This is a genomic window from Mesorhizobium sp. M1A.F.Ca.IN.022.06.1.1 (genome assembly GCF_003952605.1).
Lineage (GTDB): Bacteria > Pseudomonadota > Alphaproteobacteria > Rhizobiales > Rhizobiaceae > Mesorhizobium.
In genome coordinates this window covers 5,576,589-5,598,988 of record NZ_CP034455.1, presented here as the reverse complement: position 1 = coordinate 5,598,988, position 22,400 = coordinate 5,576,589, and the positions used below count along the sequence as shown (strand labels likewise).

The 22,400-nt window shown below is 63.3% G+C and carries 23 protein-coding genes and 2 pseudogenes; 13 read left to right on the top strand and 12 right to left on the bottom strand.

What is annotated here, in order from left to right; translation table 11 throughout:
* The 4 genes from EJ078_RS26600 to EJ078_RS26585 all read right to left on the bottom strand — a co-directional run bounded on the left by EJ078_RS26600 (position 1) and on the right by EJ078_RS26585 (position 3,827).
* Positions 1–564 carry an RNA polymerase sigma factor gene (locus tag EJ078_RS26600; protein WP_067329326.1) on the bottom strand — a complete coding sequence of 188 codons (564 nt, stop codon included), beginning with the start codon at positions 562–564 and terminating at the stop codon, positions 1–3.
* A 73-nt stretch (positions 565–637) separates the two neighbouring features.
* Entirely contained in the window at positions 638–1,369 is a 732-nt protein-coding gene (locus EJ078_RS26595) for a dienelactone hydrolase family protein (protein WP_127214062.1), read from the bottom strand.
* Between the two features lie 104 nt (positions 1,370–1,473).
* Complete coding sequence (locus EJ078_RS26590) at positions 1,474–2,163, bottom strand: hypothetical protein (protein WP_127214060.1); 690 nt, start codon at positions 2,161–2,163, stop codon at positions 1,474–1,476.
* A gap of 89 nt (positions 2,164–2,252) precedes the next feature.
* Positions 2,253–3,827 (bottom strand): trimethylamine methyltransferase family protein, encoded by a 1,575-nt coding sequence (locus tag EJ078_RS26585; protein ID WP_067329317.1) that lies wholly within the window; start codon positions 3,825–3,827, stop codon positions 2,253–2,255.
* Positions 3,828–4,108: 281 nt separating this feature from the next.
* Here EJ078_RS26585 and EJ078_RS26580 point away from each other — a divergent pair, with 281 nt between their 5' ends.
* Complete coding sequence (locus tag EJ078_RS26580) at positions 4,109–4,807, top strand: B12-binding domain-containing protein (RefSeq protein ID WP_066999684.1); 699 nt, start codon at positions 4,109–4,111, stop codon at positions 4,805–4,807.
* A gap of 83 nt (positions 4,808–4,890) precedes the next feature.
* On the opposite strand, the gene EJ078_RS26575 is transcribed toward EJ078_RS26580, so the two are convergent.
* On the bottom strand, positions 4,891–5,031 hold the full coding sequence (locus EJ078_RS26575) for an entericidin A/B family lipoprotein (protein WP_127217471.1): 141 nt from the start codon (positions 5,029–5,031) through the stop codon (positions 4,891–4,893).
* 56 nt (positions 5,032–5,087) lie between these two features.
* On the opposite strand from EJ078_RS26575, the gene EJ078_RS26570 reads away from it, so the two are divergent.
* The 7 genes and pseudogenes from EJ078_RS26570 to EJ078_RS26540 all read left to right on the top strand — a co-directional run bounded on the left by EJ078_RS26570 (position 5,088) and on the right by EJ078_RS26540 (position 10,572).
* Positions 5,088–5,717: a DUF1638 domain-containing protein gene (locus EJ078_RS26570; protein WP_127217470.1), complete on the top strand. Its 630-nt coding sequence runs from the start codon at positions 5,088–5,090 to the stop codon at positions 5,715–5,717.
* Positions 5,718–5,884: 167 nt separating this feature from the next.
* Complete coding sequence (locus EJ078_RS26565; protein ID WP_127217431.1) at positions 5,885–6,460, top strand: DUF4893 domain-containing protein; 576 nt, start codon at positions 5,885–5,887, stop codon at positions 6,458–6,460.
* Between the two features lie 115 nt (positions 6,461–6,575).
* Positions 6,576–7,358, top strand: a complete 783-nt coding sequence (locus EJ078_RS26560) for a formyl transferase (protein WP_127217432.1) — start codon at positions 6,576–6,578, stop codon at positions 7,356–7,358.
* A 135-nt stretch (positions 7,359–7,493) separates the two neighbouring features.
* A complete protein-coding gene (locus tag EJ078_RS26555; RefSeq protein WP_066999671.1) occupies positions 7,494–7,796 on the top strand; it encodes a virulence factor in 303 nt (100 codons plus the stop codon).
* Positions 7,789–8,388 (top strand): methylenetetrahydrofolate reductase C-terminal domain-containing protein, encoded by a 600-nt coding sequence (locus tag EJ078_RS26550; protein ID WP_066999668.1) that lies wholly within the window; start codon positions 7,789–7,791, stop codon positions 8,386–8,388. The genes EJ078_RS26555 and EJ078_RS26550 overlap by 8 nt, the downstream gene beginning before the upstream one ends.
* Positions 8,385–9,479 (top strand): methylenetetrahydrofolate reductase, encoded by a 1,095-nt coding sequence (locus EJ078_RS26545; protein WP_066999665.1) that lies wholly within the window; start codon positions 8,385–8,387, stop codon positions 9,477–9,479. The genes EJ078_RS26550 and EJ078_RS26545 overlap by 4 nt, the downstream gene beginning before the upstream one ends.
* Before the next feature lie 140 nt (positions 9,480–9,619).
* Positions 9,620–10,572 (top strand): annotated as a pseudogene (locus EJ078_RS26540) (dihydropteroate synthase).
* Positions 10,573–10,678: 106 nt separating this feature from the next.
* Here the strand turns inward: EJ078_RS26540 and EJ078_RS26535 are convergent.
* Positions 10,679–10,894: a hypothetical protein gene (locus tag EJ078_RS26535; protein ID WP_245458965.1), complete on the bottom strand. Its 216-nt coding sequence runs from the start codon at positions 10,892–10,894 to the stop codon at positions 10,679–10,681.
* Positions 10,895–10,983: 89 nt separating this feature from the next.
* On the opposite strand from EJ078_RS26535, the pseudogene EJ078_RS26530 reads away from it, so the two are divergent.
* The 3 genes and pseudogenes from EJ078_RS26530 to EJ078_RS26520 all read left to right on the top strand — a co-directional run bounded on the left by EJ078_RS26530 (position 10,984) and on the right by EJ078_RS26520 (position 14,608).
* Positions 10,984–13,046: pseudogene (locus EJ078_RS26530) on the top strand (ASKHA domain-containing protein).
* A gap of 185 nt (positions 13,047–13,231) precedes the next feature.
* Positions 13,232–13,417 carry a hypothetical protein gene (locus EJ078_RS26525; protein ID WP_067329623.1) on the top strand — a complete coding sequence of 62 codons (186 nt, stop codon included), beginning with the start codon at positions 13,232–13,234 and terminating at the stop codon, positions 13,415–13,417.
* Between the two features lie 231 nt (positions 13,418–13,648).
* Positions 13,649–14,608 carry an alpha/beta hydrolase gene (locus EJ078_RS26520; protein WP_127403619.1) on the top strand — a complete coding sequence of 320 codons (960 nt, stop codon included), beginning with the start codon at positions 13,649–13,651 and terminating at the stop codon, positions 14,606–14,608.
* A 1-nt stretch (position 14,609) separates the two neighbouring features.
* On the opposite strand, the gene EJ078_RS26515 is transcribed toward EJ078_RS26520, so the two are convergent.
* Entirely contained in the window at positions 14,610–15,509 is a 900-nt protein-coding gene (locus tag EJ078_RS26515) for a LysR substrate-binding domain-containing protein (RefSeq protein ID WP_127217173.1), read from the bottom strand.
* A gap of 220 nt (positions 15,510–15,729) precedes the next feature.
* Here EJ078_RS26515 and EJ078_RS26510 point away from each other — a divergent pair, with 220 nt between their 5' ends.
* Positions 15,730–15,915: a hypothetical protein gene (locus EJ078_RS26510; RefSeq protein WP_066999640.1), complete on the top strand. Its 186-nt coding sequence runs from the start codon at positions 15,730–15,732 to the stop codon at positions 15,913–15,915.
* A gap of 254 nt (positions 15,916–16,169) precedes the next feature.
* On the opposite strand, the gene EJ078_RS26505 is transcribed toward EJ078_RS26510, so the two are convergent.
* Positions 16,170–16,436, bottom strand: a complete 267-nt coding sequence (locus EJ078_RS26505) for a hypothetical protein (protein ID WP_164746637.1) — start codon at positions 16,434–16,436, stop codon at positions 16,170–16,172.
* A 288-nt stretch (positions 16,437–16,724) separates the two neighbouring features.
* Between EJ078_RS26505 and EJ078_RS26500 the strand changes: the two genes are divergently transcribed.
* The gene (locus tag EJ078_RS26500) at positions 16,725–17,663 is read left to right on the top strand and encodes a GlxA family transcriptional regulator (protein ID WP_348626902.1); all 939 of its coding nucleotides are present in this window, start codon (positions 16,725–16,727) and stop codon (positions 17,661–17,663) included.
* 143 nt (positions 17,664–17,806) lie between these two features.
* Here EJ078_RS26500 and EJ078_RS26495 read toward each other — a convergent pair whose 3' ends face one another.
* The 4 genes from EJ078_RS26495 to EJ078_RS26480 form a co-directional block, all read right to left on the bottom strand.
* Positions 17,807–18,148, bottom strand: coding sequence for a peptidase inhibitor family I36 protein (locus EJ078_RS26495; RefSeq protein ID WP_067000849.1), 342 nt, complete (start codon positions 18,146–18,148; stop codon positions 17,807–17,809).
* A gap of 114 nt (positions 18,149–18,262) precedes the next feature.
* On the bottom strand, positions 18,263–19,111 hold the full coding sequence (locus tag EJ078_RS26490; RefSeq protein WP_067329284.1) for a DUF1194 domain-containing protein: 849 nt from the start codon (positions 19,109–19,111) through the stop codon (positions 18,263–18,265).
* A 92-nt stretch (positions 19,112–19,203) separates the two neighbouring features.
* Complete coding sequence (locus tag EJ078_RS26485) at positions 19,204–21,765, bottom strand: FAD-dependent oxidoreductase (protein WP_127403345.1); 2,562 nt, start codon at positions 21,763–21,765, stop codon at positions 19,204–19,206.
* Between the two features lie 321 nt (positions 21,766–22,086).
* The gene (locus EJ078_RS26480; protein ID WP_066999629.1) at positions 22,087–22,350 is read right to left on the bottom strand and encodes a hypothetical protein; all 264 of its coding nucleotides are present in this window, start codon (positions 22,348–22,350) and stop codon (positions 22,087–22,089) included.
* Between the last annotated feature and the right edge of the window lie 50 nt (positions 22,351–22,400).

Sequence of the window (22,400 nt, the reverse complement as noted above, 5' to 3'; positions counted from 1 at the left end):
TCACACTTCCCCGGCTGAGCGCATGAGCAGCTTCAGCCGTTTCTTCGCTTCATGGATGTGCCAGGAAACCGTCGCCTCCGAGATCGCCATCACCTCGGCCGCAGCCGCGTGGCTCAACCCTTCGCCATAGACGAGCAGCACCGCGTCGCGCTGCTTGTCCGGCAGCATGCGCACCGCCGCCCACAGCGCCTCGGCCGGGTCCTGGGCTTCCGCCGAGCCCTCCCCCGCGATCAGCGCATACGTGCCGAAGGCCTCGGTCTTGGCGCTGTCGCGGGCGCGCTTGCGCATCATGTCGCGCGAAGCGTTCAGTGTCATGGCGTAGAGCCAGGTCGTGAACGCGCCATTGCCCTGATAGTCGCGGATTGCCCGGCCGAGCCGCACGCAGACATCCTGGGCGATGTCTTCGGCATCGGCCTTGCGGCCGCACCAGCGATAGGCGGCGCGATAGACGAAGCCATAGTGCCTTTCGAGCAGTTTGCCGAAAGCCCCCCGGTCTCCGCCCCTCGCCCGCCCGATCAATTCGGCATCGGAGGCTTCGCTGTCGTCCAGCATCATCGCCGTCATTTGCCTGTTGGACGAAGGCTAATGGCGATTCCTTGGGGCGATGGAAAGATTTTTTTGCGGCAGCCTCCGCACCCTACCCCAAGGTTTCGGCGAACAGCGTGATGAGCCGCTTCCAATGGCGCTCGGCGCCCGCTTCGTCATAGACGCTGTGGTCCTTGACGCACCAGCCATGACCGACGCCGACATAGTTCTCGATCGTGTGGTCGACTTCGGCGACCCTGAGCGCCTCTGCCAGCCGGGCTGATTGCTCCGGCGGAAAGCTGCGGTCCACGCCGGCGACCCCGACGTAGATGCGTGCCTTCATCGACGCCGCCTTCCGGTGCGGGCTGTCGGGCGCATCGCTTGCCAGATTGCCGCCGTGGAAGCTGGCCGCGGCAGCAATGCGGTCGGGATAGGCCGCGGCGGCATTGAGAGCCCGAGCGCCGCCCATGCAATAGCCGACGACGCCGACCGGCCCGTCCAGGCCTTCGGCAGTGAGCGCATCGAGGAAGGCCGCGCTGTCGCGGATGGTCATCTCTTGCGTGGTGCCACCGCTCAGCGCCGTCAGTTGAGCCCTGGTCTTATCCTCAGCAAACGCAGTCTTAGGGTCGAACGGTCCATAGGGCACGCTGCGATAGAACAGATCGGGCAACAGCACGGCATAGCCATGCCCTGCGAGGCGTTCGGCCATCTGGTCGAGCGTCGGCCGCGGGCCGAAAATATCCATGTAGAGGATGACGCCGGCCCTGGCCGCCGCCGCCGGTCGGAACAGCCCGGCCTTGGCCTTCCCGTCCCGGGTTTCGATCTCGATCTCTTGCTTGGCCATGCTGCTCTCCGTCGTCTGTCCGCGCGATAGATATCCGGCTGGAGCGGCCCGGCAAGACAATCCCGGAGCCTGGCGTTCAAGATTTCGTGCGGTTGGCCTTCATCTTACAGCCGAGCAAAGGCCGCCATATGAAAGGCCTGCACCTCTGGCGGATAGCGATAGTCCGCCCCGTAGGGACATGCGTTGCGGTCGAGGCAGCCGCTCGTGCGGCACAGGCCGCCTCCGGGGCCGCGCACATGCCCAAGACAGGCTTCATGGGCAAAACCCTGCTCGGAATAGGCATCGACCGGACAGGAATTCATGCAGGGTTTTTCGACGCACGTGTCGCAGAGATGAATCGCTTCTCGAGGTTCGGGGAGGAAAATCTCTTCCTCGAACAGCAGCGCGCCGCGATAGGCATGCCACAACCCATACTGCGGATGCATGAGGATGCCGAGCGGCGACGGCTTCAACCCTTCCGCCCGCATCGCCCATTGCTGGAACGGCAGATAGGGCCTGTCGGAGGGCGACACGGCGCGAGCGCCGAACGCTTGCGCCACCGCGCCGATCACCTCCCGCGACCAGGTGTCGAGCGGGTTGACGATCCCGCTGGCCCGCTGCCCGAGCCAGCGCTGGAAGTGCGGCCAGAGTGCGACGCCGGCCTGCCCGACCAGGAGGGCGGACTTGGCAGGCGCGCCTGAAAGCCCCGCAGGCGCCGTTTCATCACTGGCGAAGCGAAAGCCGCCCCGAAGGATCAGGCCGTGGGCGGCAAGCGCGGCCGCGGTCCCTTCGATCGTGCCGCGCGAAAAGATCATCCCTTCTTGTCCGGGTCGGAGAACGCGCTCCGCCAGACTTCCTTATGGATGATGTTGGCGACTTTAGCCCGGCCTGACTCGGGCTCCTTTCAAGTGAAGGCGTCGGCCATCGAGGCCTTCTTCCTGTCGATGAAATCCTTCAGTGCCTCGTCGATCGCCGGATCGAGATGCGGTGCTTCGTAGCTTTCCAGCCAGCGGCGGGCGAGCTCGTTGGCGCGCTGCGGCGCTGTCTTTTCGCCTTCGGCCAGCCACTGCTCGTAGGAATTGTTGTCGGCGATGTTGGAGCGGTAGAAGGCGGTCTGGAAATTCGCCTGCGTGTGGTCGCAGCCGAGATAGTGGCTGCCCGGACCGACCTGGCGGATGGCGTCCATCGCCTGGCCGTTCTCCGACAGGTCGACGCCCTCGGCGAATTTCTGAGTCATGCCGAGCTGGTCGATGTCCATCATGAATTTCTCGTAGCAGGACGCCAGTCCGCCCTCGAGCCAGCCGGCCGAATGCAGCACGAAGTTGGTGCCGGCAAGGATGGTCGAGTTCAGCGTGTTGGCGCTCTCATAGGCCGCCTGCGCATCCGGGACCTTCGAGGCGCAGAGCGAGCCGCCGGTGCGGAACGGCAGGCCTAGCCGGCGAGCGAGCTGCGCTGCGCCATAGGAGACCAGCGACGGTTCCGGCGTGCCGAAAGTCGGCGCGCCCGACTGCATCGAGATCGACGAAGCGAAAGTGCCGAACAGCACCGGCGCGCCGGGCCTGATCAGCTGCGTGAACGAGGCGCCGGCAAGCACCTCGGCCAGGATCTGCGTCAGCGTTCCGGCAACCGTCACCGGGCTCATCGCGCCGGCCAGGATGAACGGCGTGACAATGCAGGCCTGGTTGTGGCGCGAATAGACTTTCAGCGCACCGAGCATGGTCTCGTCGAACACCATCGGCGAGTTGGCGTTGATCAGGCTGGTCAGCACCGTGTTGTTCTCGACGAAATCCTCGCCGAACACGATCTTGGCCATCGCCACCGTGTCCTCGGCCCGCTCCGGCGCCGTCACCGAGCCCATGAACGGTTTGTCCGAATAGCGGATATGCGAATAGATCATGTCCAGATGGCGCTTATTGACCGGCACGTCGACCGGCTCGCATACCGTGCCGCCCGAATGGTGGATCGACGGCGCCATATAGGCGAGCTTCACGAAATTCTGGAAATCCTCAAGCGTTGCGTAGCGGCGGTTGCCGTCGAGGTCGCGCACGAAGGGCGGGCCGTAGACCGGCGCGAACACTGTTCCCTTGCCCCCGATCTGCACCGAACGCTCCGGATTGCGCGCATGCTGGGTGTAGATCGAAGGCGCGGTCTTGAGCAGCGAGCGGCAAAGCCCCTTGGGAAAATGCACGCGCTCGCCTTTCACATCGGCGCCGGCCTCTTTCCACAGCGCGAGCGCCTCGGCGTCGTCGCGGAAGATGATGCCGATCTCTTCCAGCACCGTGTCTGTGTTCTTCTCGATCAGCGCCAGGCCTTCCTCGTCGAGGACCTCGTAGACGTTGATCTTGCGCTTGATATAGGTGAGCTGGGTGCCCGGACCGCCGCCTGCGCGCGCCGCGCGCCTGGCCGCCGCGCCGCCGCTGGCGCCGCGTCCGCGTCGTCCGCCCGACGCTTCCTGCTCGACTGCCGCGTTATCGCTCATGATCGTTCTTCCTATAGATTTTAGATTTGGGCCTGAATTGGCTGGCGGCCGGTTCGCCGCCGCTTCTTTCCGGATCGTAGCCATGCACCCTATTGGAAACGGCCCGCCAGCGCCAACGCCTGTCGCAAAATCGACAAGAAAACCGCCAACTTTTCAGTCGCTTTCCTTTTGCGGGAAGTCGCAAATCAGCTATGGCTACCTTGCCCTCGCGGGTTAGGTATTGGCGCATCGATTTTTGAGCTGCAGCAAGCATTCCGAGCAGCAAGGAGCCCGAGGAAAAAATGTCCGACGACGAGATCATCCTTTCCGAGCTTTCCGACGAGGAACTCGTGCAGCAGATGCATGACGACCTTTATGACGGGCTGAAGGAAGAGATCGAGGAAGGCACGCATATCCTTCTTGAGCGCGGCTGGCAGCCCTACACGGTGCTGACCGAGGCGCTGGTCGAAGGCATGCGCATCGTCGGCGAAGATTTCCGCGACGGCATCCTGTTCGTGCCGGAAGTGCTGCTCTCGGCCAATGCCATGAAGGCCGGCATGGCCATCCTGCGCCCGCTGCTTGCCGCCACCGGCGCGCCCAAGCAGGGCAAGATGGTGATCGGCACCGTCAAGGGCGACATCCACGACATCGGCAAGAACCTCGTCGGCATGATGATGGAAGGCGCCGGCTTCGATGTCATCGACCTCGGCATCAACAATGCGGTCGAGAAATATCTGGAAGCGATCGAGCAGCATCAGCCTGACATCATCGGCATGTCGGCGCTGCTCACCACGACCATGCCCTATATGAAGGTCGTCATCGACACGATGAAGGAAAAGGGCATTCGCGACGATTACGTCGTGCTGGTCGGCGGTGCGCCGCTCAACGAGGAATTCGGCAAGGCCGTCGGCGCCGACGCTTATTGCCGCGATGCCGCGGTGGCGGTCGAGACCGCCAAGGACTTCATGAAGCGCAAGCACAACGTTCGCGCTTCCGCCTGATCCCAGGGCATCAGGATGGATCGAAAAAAGCCGCGCCTTGCAGCGCGGCTTTTTTGTTCCCAGATGATGATGAGGCTGAACGATCAGTTGGCGACAGTGTCTTTGACCGCCCTCGCCGTCGATTTGACGTCCTTGCCGACGCCTCGAATGGTGTTGGCGCAGGCGGTGAGTGCAAGCGCGCAGGCAAGGATGGCAATCGGCGCGATGCGTAGCAGCAGTTTCATGGGTGTCTCCCTCAACAGATAATTAGCCCCGCAGCGAAAACCGGCTCGACTGGTTCATGGTCAAAACGCAAAAAACGAAACCGAATCAAACAGACAGGCTGCTCGTCATCGCCTGCGGGATGATTGCGCGCGAAGTTTTGGCCGTCAAGCAACAGCTAAAGCTCGATCACCTTGAGTTGACCTGCCTGCCGGCCGAGTTCCACTTCTATCCGGACCGCATCGCGCCGGCCATGGACAAGGCCATCGAAAAGGCCAAAGCGGAAGGCTACAACCACATCTTCGTCGGCTATGCCGATTGCGGCACCGGCGGCATGCTCGACCACGTGATCGAGAAGCATGGCGTGGAGCGCATGGCCGGCCCGCATTGCTTCGCCTTCTACCAGGGCATGGACGCCTATGCGAAGGTCGCCGACGGCGACATGATGTCGTTCTACATGACCGACTTCCTCTGTCGCCAGTTCGACGCCTTCTTCATCAAGCCGCTCGGGCTCGACAGGCATCCCGAGCTTATCAAGGACTATTTCGGCAATTACGAGAAGCTGATCTATCTCGCGCAAACCGACGATCCGGATCTCGACAAGGTTGCCGAGAAAGCCGCCGCCATGCTCGGCCTCGCCTACGAGCGCCGCTCGACCGGCTATGGCGATCTCACGAGCGACCTGGCGCGGGCGGCAGCCAACGCTTGAGGCTCGAGCAGGGCTGCTTCAACGGCGGCCAGCGGGTCGGACGATCGACTTGCAGACGAAGCCCCCTCGCCGCCGCTGGCAAGCCGGATGACAGCGGCCTGCGAACGGGTAAGTTGTGCCCCAAGCAGACCAAACAGCTATTCCAGCCACCGACTCGGGAAACGCCCATGATCCCTCGCCTGCTGCTTGCCGCCCTTTGCCTTATCGGCTTCGCCCTGCCCGCCTATGCCGACGGCGAGTTGCAGAAGCTGATCACCGCCGCAGACAAGGCGCGACTGGATAAATATGGCGAAACGCGCAAGGCGGCTCTCGAAGAGGCAAAGGCCGGCGATCCGGCCGAGGTCAAGCAACTCGATGCGCTGGTCGCCAAGCCGCTGGTCGCTTTCTCCGACAAGGATCTGACCGGCAATTGGAAATGTCGCACCATCAAGGCCGGCGGCTTGAGCCCGCTCGTCATCTATGGCTGGTTCAAATGCAAGGTCACCGAGGACGGCTCGGGCTGGCGGCTGCAGAAGATCAGCGGCTCCCAGCGCACCACCGGTCGGTTCTTCGACGACGGTGAGAAGCGGGCCATCTATCTCGGCTCGTTTTCGGTCAATGACGACAAGGCCAAGCCCTATGGCAGCGGCGCCGAAAGCGACCAAGTGGGCTATGCCTTCCGCAACAGTGCCACCGAGTGGCGCATCGAATTCCCCGCGCCCTATTATGAATCGAAGCTCGACATCATGGAATTCAAGCGCTGACTGAGCCCGAAAAGTTGCAGAGTTTTCGGACCAGGATCATGCGTCGACCATCGGCTCACTAAGGGTTAACCCGCTCGCCCTAGCATGCGCCCGACTTTGAGAGCGGGTGCTTGCCATGGCAACGTCGGAATCCAGTCCGCGACGGATTGTGGTCGTCACCGAAGGCGGTCCGCATATCTGGGCCATCGTCAACGCCATCGCCGATCGCGTCGGCCCTGTCAGTGTCATCCTCGAAACCCCTGAATCAAAAAAGCGTTTGCTGCTCGGCCGCGCCCGCCGCCAGGGCTGGACCTCGGCCATTGGCCAGCTCGGCACGATGCTGCTGACCAGGCTTGGCAAGCGGTTCTTTGCCGGCCATGCTGCACGGCTGATTGCCGAGGAAAAGCTCGAGACAGAACCTCGCCCGACCCAGACGATCATCCATGTGCCTTCCGCCAACGGTCCGGAATGCCTTCAGGCGATTGAGAAGATCGGGCCGGGCGTCGTGCTCCTCGCCGGCTGCCGGCTGCTGTCGAGGAATATGCTCGCGAAGATGCGTTGCCCGGTGCTCAACTATCACGCCGGCATTGCCCCGAAATATCGTGGCATGAATGGCGGCTACTGGGCGCTGGCCTCCGGTGATCGAGGGAATTTCGGCACCACTGTGCATCTGGTCGATGCCGGCGTCGACACCGGCGGAGTGCTGAAGCAGGCGCGCGGCAAGTCGAAACGCGGCGACACCATCGCCAGCTACGCGCTGCGGCAGGCGGCATTTTCCCGCGACATCTGCGTCCAGGCAGTGGCCGAGGCGCTGGCGGGAAAACTTACGACGATCGATCCCGGCCTGCCCTCGAAACAGTGGTTTCACCCGACGATTTGGTCCTACCTCTGGACCGGCCTGACGAAGCGCGTCTGGTAATCTGCCGGCGTCGGAAATTCAGCACTCGCTTTGCGTCATCGCCAGCGTCGCTTTTGAAGGCGCGCGCGTCGTCCCATAACAAGCGGCACAAGGGCGCATGCGGCAATGCTCCCAACATCGAGGAGTTGAGAATTCATGGCCGATCTGATCGTCGTCTATTGGCGCGATATCCCTGCGCAGGTCATCGTCAAGAAAGGCCGGCAGAACGCCAAGCGCGAGCTGCCGCTGCGCTTCACCGAGGCGATCGACATGTGCGCCATGCGCACGGGCGCCGGCGGCACCGACGATTACCTCGCCGAATGGCGTAAGGCCGATCCGGTTCCGGTCGGCGACGACATCGAAGCCGAGGTCGAGAAGGCCTACCAGGAACTCGATACGAAATATGACCGCGAGCGGCTGGTCGCTCTGGTCAAGGCTGGCGGGAAAGAAAATGTCTGAGAAGCAGCCGGCGGTCACCCAGGCCACCCTGGTCAAGAAGGCGGCGCCGAAGTCCGACTACAAGCCTGCGGACGTGTCGCCGCAACGCCGCGTTCAGCGCACTTTTGCCGTGAGGTTGTGGTCCATCCGCCATTCGCGACTGCTCGAATGGTTTTATGGCAGGTTCGCCGATGTCTTCCTGCTCTTGCATCCTTTGTGGAAGGGCATCGGCTACGGCCGCGTCGAAGCGCCGGTGAAATTCGTCGAGAAACGCGTCAAGGGCTTCATGTTCGACTGCCGTATGTGCGGCCAGTGCGTGCTCTCCTCCACTGGCATGTCGTGCCCGATGAACTGCCCGAAGCAGCTGCGCAACGGCCCCTGCGGCGGCGTGCGCGCCAACGGCAATTGCGAGGTCGAGCCGGACATGCCCTGCGTCTGGGTCAAGGCCTGGGAAGGCTCCCGCAACATGAAGCATGGCGACAAAATCCTCACCGTGCAGAAGCCGGTCGATCAGTCGCTGCGCGAAACCTCGGCCTGGCTCAGGGTGACCGCACAGGCGGCCGCGGCGCGTGAAGCCGCCCAGAACCCGCAGAACCCCGGAGCTTCAGCATGAGCATCCGCCACCAGCGCGACGAGAACCCGGCCGGCGTTCACCTGCCGCTCGATCCCCTGCCCGGCCATTCGTCGCGCGGTCGGTTGGAGCGCGTGCTGCGCCGCGGCGAGTTCGCGGTGACGACCGAGCTCAACCCGCCCGACAGCGCCGACCCTGAAGACGTCTACAACCGAGCCAAGATCTTCGACGGTTGGGTCGACGCCATCAACGCGGTCGACGCCTCCGGCGCCAACTGCCACATGTCGTCGGTCGGCATCTGCGCGCTTTTGACCCGCATGGGCTACGCCCCGATCATGCAGATCGCGTGCCGCGACAAGAACCGCATCGCCATTCAGGGCGACGTGCTGGGCGGGGCGGCAATGGGCGTCGCCAACATGCTCTGCCTCACCGGCGACGGCGTGCAGGCCGGCGATCAGCCGGGCGCCAAGCCGGTCTTCGACCTCGATTCCATGTCGCTGCTCGAAACCATCCGCATCATGCGCGACAACGGCAAGTTCCTGTCCGGCCGCAAGCTGACGACGCCGCCGCAGATCTTCCTCGGTGCTGCCGTAAACCCCTTCGCGCCGCCTTACGATTTCCGTCCCATCCATCTCGGCAAGAAGATCGCCGCCGGCGCGCAATTCGTGCAGACGCAATATTGCTTCGATGTGCCGATGTTCCGAACCTTCATGCAAAAGGCGCGCGACCTCGGCCACACCGAAAAAGTCTTCATCCTGTGCGGCGTCGGGCCGCTCGCCTCTGCCAAGACCGCCAAATGGATCCGCTCCAACGTGCCGGGCATCCATATCCCCGATGCGGTGATCAAGCGGCTCGAAGGCGCGCAGGACCAGAAGAAGGAAGGCAAGCAGCTCTGCATCGACATCATCAACGAGGTGAAGGAAATTCCGGGCGTCGCCGGCGTCCATGTGATGGCCTACCGCCAGGAAGAGTATGTCGCCGAGATCGTCGATGAATCCGGCGTGCTGAAAGGCCGCCAACCCTGGAAGCGGGAGATCCGCCGCGACGACCAGATCGTGGCCGAGCGGCTCGACCACATACTGCACGACGAGATTACCGAAACCCAGGTCGACATGGTGAAGACCGCGCATTGATGTATGTCGCCCAAAGTGGGAACCGGTTTGGGACAACGACATACATGAACTTAAAATCCAACGCGCGGCCGGCACCCGTCCGCTTGAACAAGACCAGATAACGATATAAAGAACTCTTTATATCCCGACGGAGAGATTGCATGACCCGCACCATCGTCGCCTCGGCGACCCGAGAAATCGTCATCGGCTTCGATCAGCCTTCTGCGTGATCGGCGAGCGCATCAACCCGACGGGCCGCAAGAAGCTGGCCGCCGAGATGGTGGCCGGCACTCGAGACCGTCATCAGGATGCGCTGGAACAGCGCTGCGGCGGACAGCCGACGTCAATGCCGTCACGGTCGATGCGACGGCCGGCGCTTTTGGTGCAGACGCTGGAGATCGTGCAGAACTTGGTCGATCTGCCGCTGTCTATCGACTCTTCGGTGACCGCCGCGATCGAGGCGGCGCTGAAGGTCGCCAAGGGGCGCCCGCTGGTCAACTCCGTCACCGGGGAGGAAGAGAAGCTCGAAGCCATCCTGCCGCTGGTCAAGAAATACAACGTTCCGGTCGTCGCCATCTCCAATGACGAGACCGGCATCTCGATGGATCCGGACGTCCGCTTCGCGGTGGCCAAGAAGATCGTCGAGCGCTGCGCCGATCACGGCATTCCCGCGCATGACGTCGTCGTCGATCCGCTGGTGATGCCGATCGGCGCGCTGGGCGATGCCGGCCGCCAGGTGTTCGCACTGCTGCGCCGGCTGCGCGAGGAACTCAAGGTCAACACCACTTGCGGCCTTTCCAACATCTCGTTTGGCCTGCCGCATCGCCACGGCATCAACGCCGCCTTCATCCCGATGGTGATCGGCGCCGGCATGACGAGCGCCATCATGAACCCGGTCCGCCCGCAGGAGATGGAGGCCGTGCGCGGCGCCAACGTGCTGAACGGCACCGACGAGAACTGCACCAACTGGATCCGCACCTACAAGGACTACAAGCCGGCCGAAGGCGGCCATGCGGTCGCGTCTCCGGTCGCGGTCACCGCCCCCGGCGATGGCGCCGCCGCTGCCGGCGGGCGTCGCCGCGGCGGTCGTGAAGCCCGCATGGCCAGGGGGTAAGCGCGCAATCGTGAGCCGCATTGCAAACAGCCCTGATCCGGTCGCATCGTCGATGCGGTCGGAGAAGTCTGCTTTGCGGTCAGGCGACGCCCAATATGGCGTCGAACTACGCCATTCCAGCCCAGGATCCGAAGATGCCTGTGCCGCCGCCGACGATGACATCATCGTCGTAGGCGGGCCAGAATGCGTAGAGCAGGAGCGCTCCGACGATCGCGCCGAGAATTCCGGAGGCCAGATATTGCGGATTGCGCAGCCATGGGCCTTTGAGCACGCGCACCATGGTGAAAGCGGTGAAGATGGCGGGCAGCAGAATATCCGACATGTTTGGCCCCTGGACCAACGTACACTCCACCCAACAGTAAAACGATCCGTTAAACGGTATCGGCAATTGCCATCGAGACGCGTGCCAGCATGAATCCCCCGCCCAACATCACCGATCCGCTTGTGCTGTTCATGCCGTCAGGCAAGCGCGGGCGGTTTCCCGTTGGCACGCCGGTGCTGGACGCCGCGCGCCAGCTCGGCGTCTATGTCGAGAGCGTGTGCGGCGGCCGCGCCACTTGCGGGCGCTGCCAGATCGAGGTGCAGGAAGGCAATTTCGCCAAGCACAAGATCGTCTCTGCCAACGACCACATCTCGCCCAAGGGCGCCAAGGAAGAGCGCTACGAGCGCGTGCGCGGCCTGCCCGAGCGCCGCCGCCTCTCCTGCTCAGCGCAGGTACTCGGCGACCTCGTCATTGACGTGCCGCAGGACACGGTCATCAACGCCCAGACCATCCGCAAGGCAGCCGACACCAGGGTGATCGCTCGCGATACGGCAATCCGCATGTGCTATGTCGAGATTGAAGAGCCCGACATGCACAAGCCGCTCGGCGACCTCGACCGACTCAAGATCGCCTTGATGAAGGACTGGGGGTTCAAGAATGTCGAGTTCGACTTCTATCTCATGCCGCAGGTGCAGGGCATTCTGCGCAAGGGCAATTGGACCGCCACCGCCGCCATCCACAAGGATGCGGACAGCGACATCGCGCGCGTCATCGCGCTGTGGCCGGGCCTGAAGAACGAGGCCTACGGGCTCGCCTGCGACATCGGCTCGACGACCATTGCCATGCATCTCGTGTCGCTGCTGTCGGGCCGCGTCGCCGCCTCTTCCGGCACCTCCAATCCGCAGATCCGCTTCGGCGAGGATCTGATGAGCCGCGTCTCCTACGTGATGATGAACCCGGACGGCCGCGAGGGCATGACGGTCGCCGTGCGCGAGGCCGTTTCCGGCCTGGTCGACAAGGTCTGTGCGGAAGGCAATGTCCAGCGCAACGACATCCTCGACGCGGTGTTCGTCGGCAATCCGATAATGCATCATCTGTTTCTCGGCATCGATCCGACCGAGCTCGGTGGCGCGCCGTTCGCGCTCGCCGTTTCCGGCGCCGTGCGCATCAAGGCCTCCGATCTCGGCTTGAAACTGAACCAGGGCGCGCGCCTTTATATGCTCCCTTGTATCGCCGGCCATGTCGGCGCCGACGCAGCCGCGGTCACGCTCTCCGAGGGTCCGCACCGCCAGGACGAGATGATGCTGATCGTCGACGTCGGCACCAATGCCGAGATCGTGCTCGGCAACAGCACGCGCGTCGTTGCGGCCTCCTCTCCCACCGGCCCGGCCTTCGAGGGCGCCGAGATTTCCGGCGGCCAGCGCGCGGCGCCCGGCGCCATCGAGCGCGTGCGCATCGATCCCGACACGCTTGAGCCGCGCTACCGGGTCATCGGTTCGGAACTCTGGTCGGATCAGCCGGGCTTTGCCGAAAGCGTGCAGGCGACCGGCGTCACTGGCATTTGCGGGTCCGGCATCATCGAAGTGGTGGCCGAGATGTATCTCGCCGGTATAATCTCCGAGGACGGCGTCGTCGACGGATCGCTTGGCGCGCGCTCGCCGCGCATCGTCGCCAACGGCCGCACCTTCTCCTATGTGCTGAAGGACGGCGAGCCGAAGATCACCATCACCCAGAACGACGTGCGCGCCATCCAGCTCGCCAAGGCGGCGCTCTACGCCGGCACCAAGCTATTGATGGAAAAGCAGCACACCGACCATGTCGACCGCATCCATTTCGCCGGTGCCTTCGGTTCTTTCATCGACCCGAAATACGCCATGGTGCTGGGGCTCATTCCCGATTGCGATCTCGACAAGGTCTTGGCCGTCGGCAACGCCGCCGGCGCCGGCGCGCGCATGGCGCTCCTCAATCGCGGCTACCGCCGTGAGATCGAGGAGACGGTGAGCAGGATCGAAAAGATCGAAACCGCGCTGGAGCCAAAATTCCAGGAGCACTTCGTCTACGCCATGGCGCTGCCGAACAAGGTCGACCCTTTCCCGAAGCTCGCGGCCGCAGTGAAGCTGCCGCCGCGCAAGACGGTCGGCGAGGACGGCGCCGCAGGCGACGCCACCCGCGCCGGCGCTCGCGCGAAGGGCGGCGGCGTGGGCGCGAATAGGTCCCCTTCGCCCGACGCCTCTCTTTAGTTCGTATGCATGCAAATGTTTCCGGATCCATCGATCCGGAAACCGGAACGCTGTTTTCGTGAAATCCGCCGGAAACATGCCGGGCGCATTTAGCCCGCCATCGAAGGGCTGGCGCGAAATGTCTTCGAGCTGGCGCGACCTTCCGGAGGAACCCACTATGTCGATGTTCGATAACCTCGGCCGCTTCGGCGTGACCATCAGGCAGGCTCATGCCCGGAGCAAGGCGATCCGCGCGCTCAACGACCTGCCCGTGCATGTGCAGAAGGATATCGGCTGGCCGGCTTCGCCGCCGAGCGACCCGCAGGCAGCCCTGCACGCGCTGCTCCTGGGAACCGCCCGCTGATGACCTTCGCCGACAAATGTAAGCTGCTCGGCAAGCGCCGAGGCCGGCAAGCGGCCTCGGCGATCGGCGACAACAAGTTGCGCGCCGCGCTGCTGCCAGGGCGCCGTTGACGCGACCGCCGTCGCATCACGCCGATGTGCCCGCTGCGAACCTTGACATTTTCAACCTAACTACAATCTTCGCATAGCAGGGGGAATTTCTCTTAGTCGGCTCGACCGATCCGTGTTCCGTATGCCCAGTTTGAAAAGCCACGTCGTTTCGTTCATTCTCAGGCACAGCCGCAAGAAGGCCTTTTCCAGTCCCGAGAATCTGCAGCGCTGGATCGCCTACGCCCGCAAGACCGAAGACTATCATCCGCCGGCTCTTCTGAAGGCTCGGCTGGATATCGCCGAGACCAGCGTCGATGGTTTCCCCGTCTATGAAATCGCACCGAAATCGGGCGAGCGCCGGCGTATCCTCTATTTGCATGGCGGCGCCTTCGTCTTTCAGATCACGTCCTATCACTGGGTGCTGATTGCCGAGATGGCGGAGCGGCTGGGCTTCGGCATCACCGTGCCGATCTATCCGATCGCGCCGGAGTACAATTTCCATGACATGTTCGGCATGGTCGGCGACGTATACCGGCGCATGCTGCAAGAGACCAATGCCGAGAACATCGTCTTCATGGGCGATTCCGCCGGCGGCAACATGGCAGTCGTGCTCACCATGATAGCCGCCGAGGAAGGCCTGCCCTCGCCGGCGCGCCACGTGCTGATCTCGCCCGGCCTCGATATGTCCTTGTCCAATCCGGAAGTGTTCGAAGCCGAACGCAACGACCCCTGGCTGGGCATCCCCGGCGGGCTCGAGGCGATCCGGCTCTACAGCGCCGGCATCGACCGCTCCGACTGGCACATCAGCCCGCTCTACGGCGATCTCTCGGTGCTGCCGAAGACGCTGCTGCTCACCGGCTCGCGCGACCTGCTCAGCCCCGACAATCTGATCTTCGCCGAACGGGCGCGCGCCGCAGGAATCGAGGTCGAGGTCGTCTACGAGGAAGGCATGTTCCACGTCTGGCCGCTGATCGATATGCCGGAAGCGCGGCGCGCACGTGACAGCATCGTCGACTTCCTCACAGCCGAGATCCTACCGCAGCGAGCCCATGCATCACGCCGAACCACTTATGCGGCGCGACCTGCGCCGGCGGCCGAATAGCTCAGAACTTGCCGGTTTCCCGGAACAGTTCGAAGGTCGCGCGGATGTGGTCGGCAACCGCCTTCACCGGCGCGCTGGCATCGGGTGCCACCACCATGGCGAGATTGTAGGTGCCGATATCGGGCATGCCGTCCTTCGCGCCCAGCGAAACCATCTCGTCGCCGAGGAAGGACTTCGGCAGCGGCGCGACGGCAAGGTCGGCCATGATGGCGGCGCGCTGGCCGGCGGTATGAGCGCTCATATAGGCGATGCGGTAGTTGCGGCCTTCCCGGCCGAGCGCTTCCAGGGCGCCGGCCCGCCAGGCGCAGCCTTCTTCCCAAAGCGAAACCGGCAGCGGTTCGCGCAGATGCGCGCAGCCGCCCTTGGCGCCGGCCCAGACGATCGGCTCGGTTAGCAGCACCTCGGCGCCGACCGCGCTGGTCTTGTAGGAATTGGTGAGCAACGTGATGTCGAGCGCACGGTCGTCCATGCGGCGGCGCAGATTGACGCTCTGGTCGATGGTGACGTCGACGGCGATCGACGGATGCGATTGCGCGAAGCGCTTCAACACGTGGGGCAGCACGCGCTCGCCATAGTCGTCCGGGGAGCCAAGCCTGACCACACCGACAATGTCGGGAATGATGAACTTCGACACCACTTCGCGGTTGATCGACAAAAGCCGCCGGGCATAGCCGAGAAGCATCTCGCCGTCCGTGGTCAGCGTCACCGAGCGCGCGTCGCGCGCGAAGACGGAACGGCCGAGAACGTCTTCGAGCTTCTTGATCTGCATGGAGACGGCCGAGGGGGTGCGGAAGACCGCATTCGCGGCGGTGGTGAAGCTACCGGTCTCGGCGATCGCCACGAAGGTGCGCAGCACGTCGAGATCGAGCAGCGGCAAAGGATGGTTGAGTGGGGCGTTCATCGGAGCTTGCCTTCAATTTTTCTGATGCAAATGATCATTCCATTTCGTTTGATTGAACATCACTTCGAGCGCATAGTCAACTCGATCGATGCAGGATGCTGCCAAAAGCAGCCATCGAACGACCATGATACAGGCCTGCACTCGACATGAAATGAAGCTGAAACAGACCTGACGTAACCAATTGCCGGGCGCCTCCCTGCCCGAATCGAGGAGAAAGAAAATGTCTATCCTGTCGTCTATCGGTCGGCTCGCGACCGAATTCAGTGCCGCCCGCGCTCGCTACCAGACCGAACGCGCAATCCATGCGCTGCCGATCGAACTGCAGAAGGATATCGGCTGGCCGGAAGCCGCCGATGCCAAGACTGGATTGCGCTACGGCGTGGGAACCTGGGCCGGAGCCAAGTAAATAAGTGTGCATCACGTGCTAAGGGCCTGCCGCGTGTCAGACCGGCAGGCCCTTTTGTTTGTACTCAAATGACTTTTCCAGCCATGCGGCCGTCGCATGACGCATATGAAGCACTCGCATAGCGACGTCCGTTTCGAATTAAAGCGCTGTAACTAATAGTAAATTTCGAGCGCAGAGCTCAAAAAAGTCGCATGGGATGTCGCTTTTCATAACAAGCGCTTCGTTTTTGCGATTTAGTTTTGGCTGGAGCAGGCTTATATCACCGCCAGCAAAAACGAGCTGCCCCACTCCATTAAGCGAAGGCGACCCGTCTGAGCAACCAAATGGAGATGATGATGAAGCTGTTTGCCCGCCTGTTCCCCCGTCGCGAAATGAACATGACGACCGCTCTTGAGCGTCAGCGTCTTGCCAAGACCATGCCCGGCCAGACCGGCGCCATGGCTGCCGCTCGCCTCGGCTTCGTTGCCTGACACAGCAGTTTCGAACGGCACCTGGTTGCCGTCGCGCTGAATGAAATTCAACGTCGCCCGGCTCCGCCGTGGCGGCGTTTTTCTTCTGACGGCGCATTCGTTGGAACCTGAAGTAGCAACCTTCGGTCTCGCGCCATCGACGATTGCCCATTTGCGACCCGTGTCGCAAATTTAATCGTCGCTTAGCCGTCTAGCCGATTGACAGGAATGATTTTTCCTGATGTCGCTATGCTATTAGCGACATTCTGTTCGCGTCATGGCCGCGTGAGGTTTCCCGTGAATGCCGTCAAGCACCCGATCAAGAGATCGTTTGTGTTCTTCCTCATCCCCGACTTCACCATGATCGCCTTCGCAACGGCGCTCGACCCGCTCCGCTCGGCCAACCGGATGCTCGGCTACGAGGCCTATAGCTGGCGCCTGACCAGTATCGACGGCAAGCCCGTGCGCGCCTCGAACGGCGTCGAATGCGCCGTCAACACCTCGCTCGAGGAAGAGCGCAGGAAGATGGCCGGGCCGGACCGCCCGAACATGGCGATCGTTTGCAGCGGCATGAATGTCGAGCGCTATCATAACAAGTCGGCCTTCGCCTGGCTGCGCGAGGAATACAACCGTGGCGTCGCCGTGGGCGGCCTGTGCACCGGCGCGCACATCCTGGCGGCTGCGGGCCTGCTCTCCAACAAGCGCTGCGCCATCCATTGGGAAAACCTGCCGGGCTTCTCGGAGGCCTTTCCCAAGGCCAATGTCTTCGCCGACCTCTTCGAGATCGACCAGAATGTCTACACCTGCGCAGGCGGCACCGCGGCGCTCGACATGATGCTGAAGCTGATCGGCGACGACTTCGACGAAAGCCTCGTCAACCGCGTCTGCGAGCAGGTGCTGACCGACCGCGTGCGCAGCCCGACGGATCGCCAGCGCCTGCCGCTGCGCGCCCGTCTCGGTGTGCAGAATTCCAAGGTGCTGACCATCATTGAATTGATGGAGGCGAACCTCTCCGAGCCGCTGTCGCTGATCGAGATCGCCGACCATGTCGATCTGTCGCGCCGGCAGATCGAGCGCCTCTTCCGCACCGAGATGGGCCGCTCGCCTGCCCGCTATTATCTCGAGATCCGGCTCGACCGCGCCAGGCATTTGCTCATCCAGTCGTCGCTGCCCGTGGTGGAAGTGGCTGTCGCCTGCGGTTTCGTCTCGGCCTCGCACTTCTCCAAATGCTACCGCGAGCTCTATGCCCGCTCGCCGCAGCAGGAGCGCGTAGACCGCAAGCAGTTGCTGGCCGCCTAAGCGACAAGGCTACGAAAACCTACGGCGGCTGTGCGGTCCGTATCGCCTCAATGCGGATGTCTTCGGTCAACTGCGCCTTCAGCGCCGAGAATTCCGGGCTGTTTTTGAGCGTTGCGTTATGACCGCTGGCAGGTTCGACCAGCTCAATATCGGTCGCAATAGCACTCCGCGGACGAGATGCGGTCGTTCCAGCCGGAACCTCCGAAATCGCGGACCCTGCGGTTGAGCTCGATCGAGCGGCCGCGCCTTCCTGCATTCTCATAGGCGACGAGCGTACAGCCCCGCCGCACCAGCACCGAGGAAACGCGGTCGTTCCAGAAGCCGCCCCGGAAATTGACGGCGTCGTCAGGACCCATTGCAAGCGAGCGTCCGCGGAAGTTCGCATTCTCGAACAGCACGCAGGCGGCCTCGCCGTAAAATTGGGCGCTGGCGCTTCCGGCAAATATTGTCGACGCAAGCGCCGCCAGGATGACCAAACGTTTCATGCAATATTTCCTCATTTCATCGCGTTGCGCGATGGCGCGGGCCCGATCACATTTTGCCATTGTGCCACACGAGGAAGCAAGTCCGAACCCCGCTCCGGCGGAGCTTGCCGACCGTCACCGGCTATCCATCATCCAGCCGCGGTTGCGCCACATCTTCTCACCGGCCAGGCAATCGGCGGCCGGCCTGTCGTCGGCAAGCACGACCGGCGGGTGAGCCGCCTCTTCTGCCGCCCATTGCCGCGAGGCCGGGCCGGCGAGCTCGAGCACCAGCTTGCGGCGGATCGCTTCCGGGAATTGCGTCCAGTCGTTGACCGGGATCATGAAGGCGCCCGGCCCGCCGATCACGCAGTCGCTGTAGTAGCGGTCGAGATTGGCGACGTCGAAGGCGCCGCCGTACCCGCCCCTTGTCATCAGCGGCAGTCCGTTGATGGTGATGCCCTGCCTCACCACCTCGTCGCGCGTGATGTCGACCGGCGCGCCCTGGTTGTTGGGTCCGTCGCCCGAAACGTCGATGACGCGCTTGGTCCCCTGAAAGCCGCTTTCGGCGAAAAGGTCGCTGCCGAAGGCAAGTGCGCCGGAGATCGAAGTACGTCGCGCGCTGTCCGGCGGACGCGCGTTCATCTGCGCAACCACCCGTTCGGCGTCGGCGCGATTGGCAATCGCTGTCCACGGTACGACGACCCGCTGCCATCTGGTGCCGGCCCACTCGACATAGGTGACCGCGATCTTGCCGTGGACGCCGTCGGCGATGGCCTTGAGCACGTTGTCATCCGTCAGTGCCGCCGCATAGCCACGGCGCTGGATCTCGAGTTCGGCCGGCGACATGGAGAGCGAAACATCGACTGCGAGCACCAGCTCGACATCTACCGGCTCTATCGCACTCGATCGCGTGGGCGGGCCGAGGAGCAGCGCCAGCGCGGCGGCGCCGGAAAGCCAATGCCTTGTTCGGCCCAAAGCGGACATGACGCAACGGTAAGCGATAATCGCGCATGAACAAAGCAAAAAGGCCCGGCGTCGACCGGGCCTTCCACCAATCCGGACGAACGCGCGCTCGCTTAGCTGCGCGGCTTGAGATTCTCCGGGTCGTAAAGCGGCTTGTAGCCGACGCCGGCCACCTCGACCGGATAGGTCTCGCCGAAATACTCCACCTGCAGCTTGCGACCTTCCTGGCAGTAGGCCCAGGGCAGATAGGCGAGCGCGATGTTCTTGCCGATGGTCGGGCCGTAGGCGACCGACGTGGTGAAGGAGCGCCGGCCGAGCTCGTCGACCAGCGTCTCGCCGGTCGCGGGATCCTGCACCGGCATGATGCCGACCGGATAGCGCGCGACGCCCTTGGAATCGGTGTTCTCGGTCATCACCAGCGTGCAGAGCATAGCCGGCTGATGCTCGCGGGCGCGATATTCCAGGTGCTTGGCCTTGCCGCAGAAGTCGTTCTCCTTGACCTTCGGGCGGGCAAGATCTGCCTCGAGCAGATTGTATTCGGTCAAGAGGTCGGCGTTCTGCAGCCGCAGGCTCTTCTCCATGCGGCGCGTGTTGGCGTAGGTCTCGACGCCGAACGGCATCACACCGGTCGAGCGCAGCGCGTCCCAGACGGCGAGCCCGTCCTCATAGCGCATATGCAGTTCCCAGCCCTGCTCGCCGACATAGGAGATGCGGAAGGCCATGACGTCCTTTCCGCCGATCCTGATCGGCTTGATCGCCGCGAACGGGAAATTGTCCGGCGTCAGCCCGTTCGGGTCCTCGACCACCTTCTGCAGCGTCGTGCGAGCATTAGGTCCCCAGATGCCGATGGTGACGTATTTTTCGGTGACATCGGTGACAGTGACATCGAAACCTTTGTCCTGCGCGGTGCGCTGCATGTAGCGGAAGTCGCGCGGCCCGGCGTCGGCGCCGTCGATGACGCGGCAGCGATCGGCCATGCGGATCACGGTGAAGTCGGCGCGCACCATGCCCTCCTCGTCGAGGAAGTGGGTGTAGATGCCCTTGCCGATATTGTTGTCGCCGCCGATCTTGGCCGCGCACAGCCATTCCAGCAGCGCGACATGGTCCGGCCCCTCCACGTCGTACATCGAAAAATGCGAGAGGTTGACGATGCCGCAATCCTCGCTCATCGCCAGATGCTCGGCATTGGAGACGCGCCAGAAATGGCGGTTGTCCCACTCATTCTCGCGCACCGGGACGCGGTTGGCGTATTTTTCCAGGAGATGCTCGTTGGCGGCATAGCCATGGGCGCGCTCCCAGCCGCCCAGCTCCATGAAGTAGCCGCCGAGTTCCTTCTCGCGCTCCCAGAACGGCGAGCGGCGGATGTTGCGGCCCTTGGAGAACGGCTCGCGCGGATGCACCGCCGGATTGTAGACCTTCATCGCCGTCTCGGTGCAGCGATCCCAGATGAACTCTTCCTTCGTCTGGTGCGGGTAGAAGCGCGCATAGTCGATGGCGTGATGATCGATCGCGGTGCGGCCGTCGGTCATCCAGTCGGCGATCAGCTTGCCCATGCCCGGGCCGTCCTTGACCCAGATGGCGACGGCGTACCAGAGGCCCCTCACCTTCTGGCTTTCGCCCATGGACGGGCCGCCGTCGGTGGTGACCTGCAGCAGGCCGTTGAAGGAATGGCCTTCATTGTAACCGAGCTCGCCGAGGATCGGCGTCAGTTCCATGGCGCGCTCCAGTGGCGCCATGATCTGCTCCATGTCGAGGTCACGCTGCGAGGGCGAGAGCCGCGCCTGGTCTTTTTCCAGCAGGTCGCGCGGATGGCAAAGGCGCGGATTGGTCTCCTCGTAATAGCCCCATTCGATCTGCCCGCCCTCCGCGGTCTTGGGATCCCCGGTGTCGCGCATATAGGCCGAGTTGCCCTGGTCGCGCAGCAGCGGCCAGCCGATCTCCTTGCCGGTGCCGGCGAACTCGTTATACGGGCCGAAGAAGGTCAGCGGGTGGTCGATCGGCATGACCGGCAGGTCTTCGCCGACCAGTGCCGCGGTCAGCCGGCCCCAGATGCCGGTGCAGACGACCACATAATCGGCTTCGATCGTGCCGCGCTCGGTCGCGACGCCCTTGATGCGGCCGTTCTCGACGATCAGGTCCTTGGCCGAGGTGTTGGCGAAAGCCTGGAGTTTGCCGGAAGCGACACCCTGGTCGACGAGCTTGCCGGCCACCGTCTGCGAGCGCGGGATGACGAGACCGGCGTCGGGGTCCCACAACCCGCCCTGCACAAGATGCTCCTCGATCAGCGGGAACTTCTGCTTGATCTCGGCCGGCTCGATCAGGCGCGCGCGGGTGCCGAATGCCTTGGCGGAAGCAATCTTGCGCTTGATCTCGTCCATGCGGCCGTCGTCGCCGACGCGCGCGACTTCGAGGCCGCCGATGCGCGCGTAATGCCCCATCTTCTCGTAGAAATCGATGGAATAGAGCGTCGTCCAGCAGGAGAGAAAATCGTGGCTGGTCGTGTAGCAGAAGTCCGAGGCATGCGCGGTTGAGCCGATATCGGTTGGGATGCCGGACTTGTCGATGCCCACGATGTCGTCCCAGCCGCGCTCGATTAGGTGATGGGCGACCGACGCGCCGACAATACCGCCAAGACCGACGATGACGACCTTCGCCTTTTTCGGAAACTCTGCCATGCCCGCGACTCCAAAGTGCTAAAGCGGGCGCGCCGGCGCCCGTACGAATTGCGCCACAATATGCAGAGGACGCGGATTGAGCTACCGCCTGTTTGCGACACGTCGCGGATGCCGCGCGACCCGGCGCGCCAGCTCGGCTCCACATGCGATTTCGCTCAGGCGAAAGCCCCGAAGTCCTCGGCCTGGAAGCCGACCTGGCAGCTGGCAGTCTTGAGCTTAACCACGACGGGAACACTTCCGGCGTTACCGTTAAGCAGCGGCTACCGGAACGATAAAAGGCCGGACAAACGCCCGGCCTTGCCGATCATATTCAAGGAGTTCTTACTTGATCCGCGCGACGCCGCCGGAGATCTCGACCGTTTCCGAACCGGTCAGCGCTTCGAGATCACCATTGGGCAGAGTGACGAAGCAGCCATTCGGGCAGAACTCCACCGTCTCGCCGGCGGCCAGCGCCAGCTCGGTCTTGCCGCCGCCTTCGGTCACGATCAACGTCCGCGTCTGGGCGTCCTTGTTGACCGCGCTGGCGGCAAAAGCCGAACCGCTAAGGGCCAGGAAAGCGACGGCGGCAACGACAGACTTCCACATTGCAATTCCGGTGTTTCCACACCGCCTCTGTTCAATTTCGCAAGGCATTC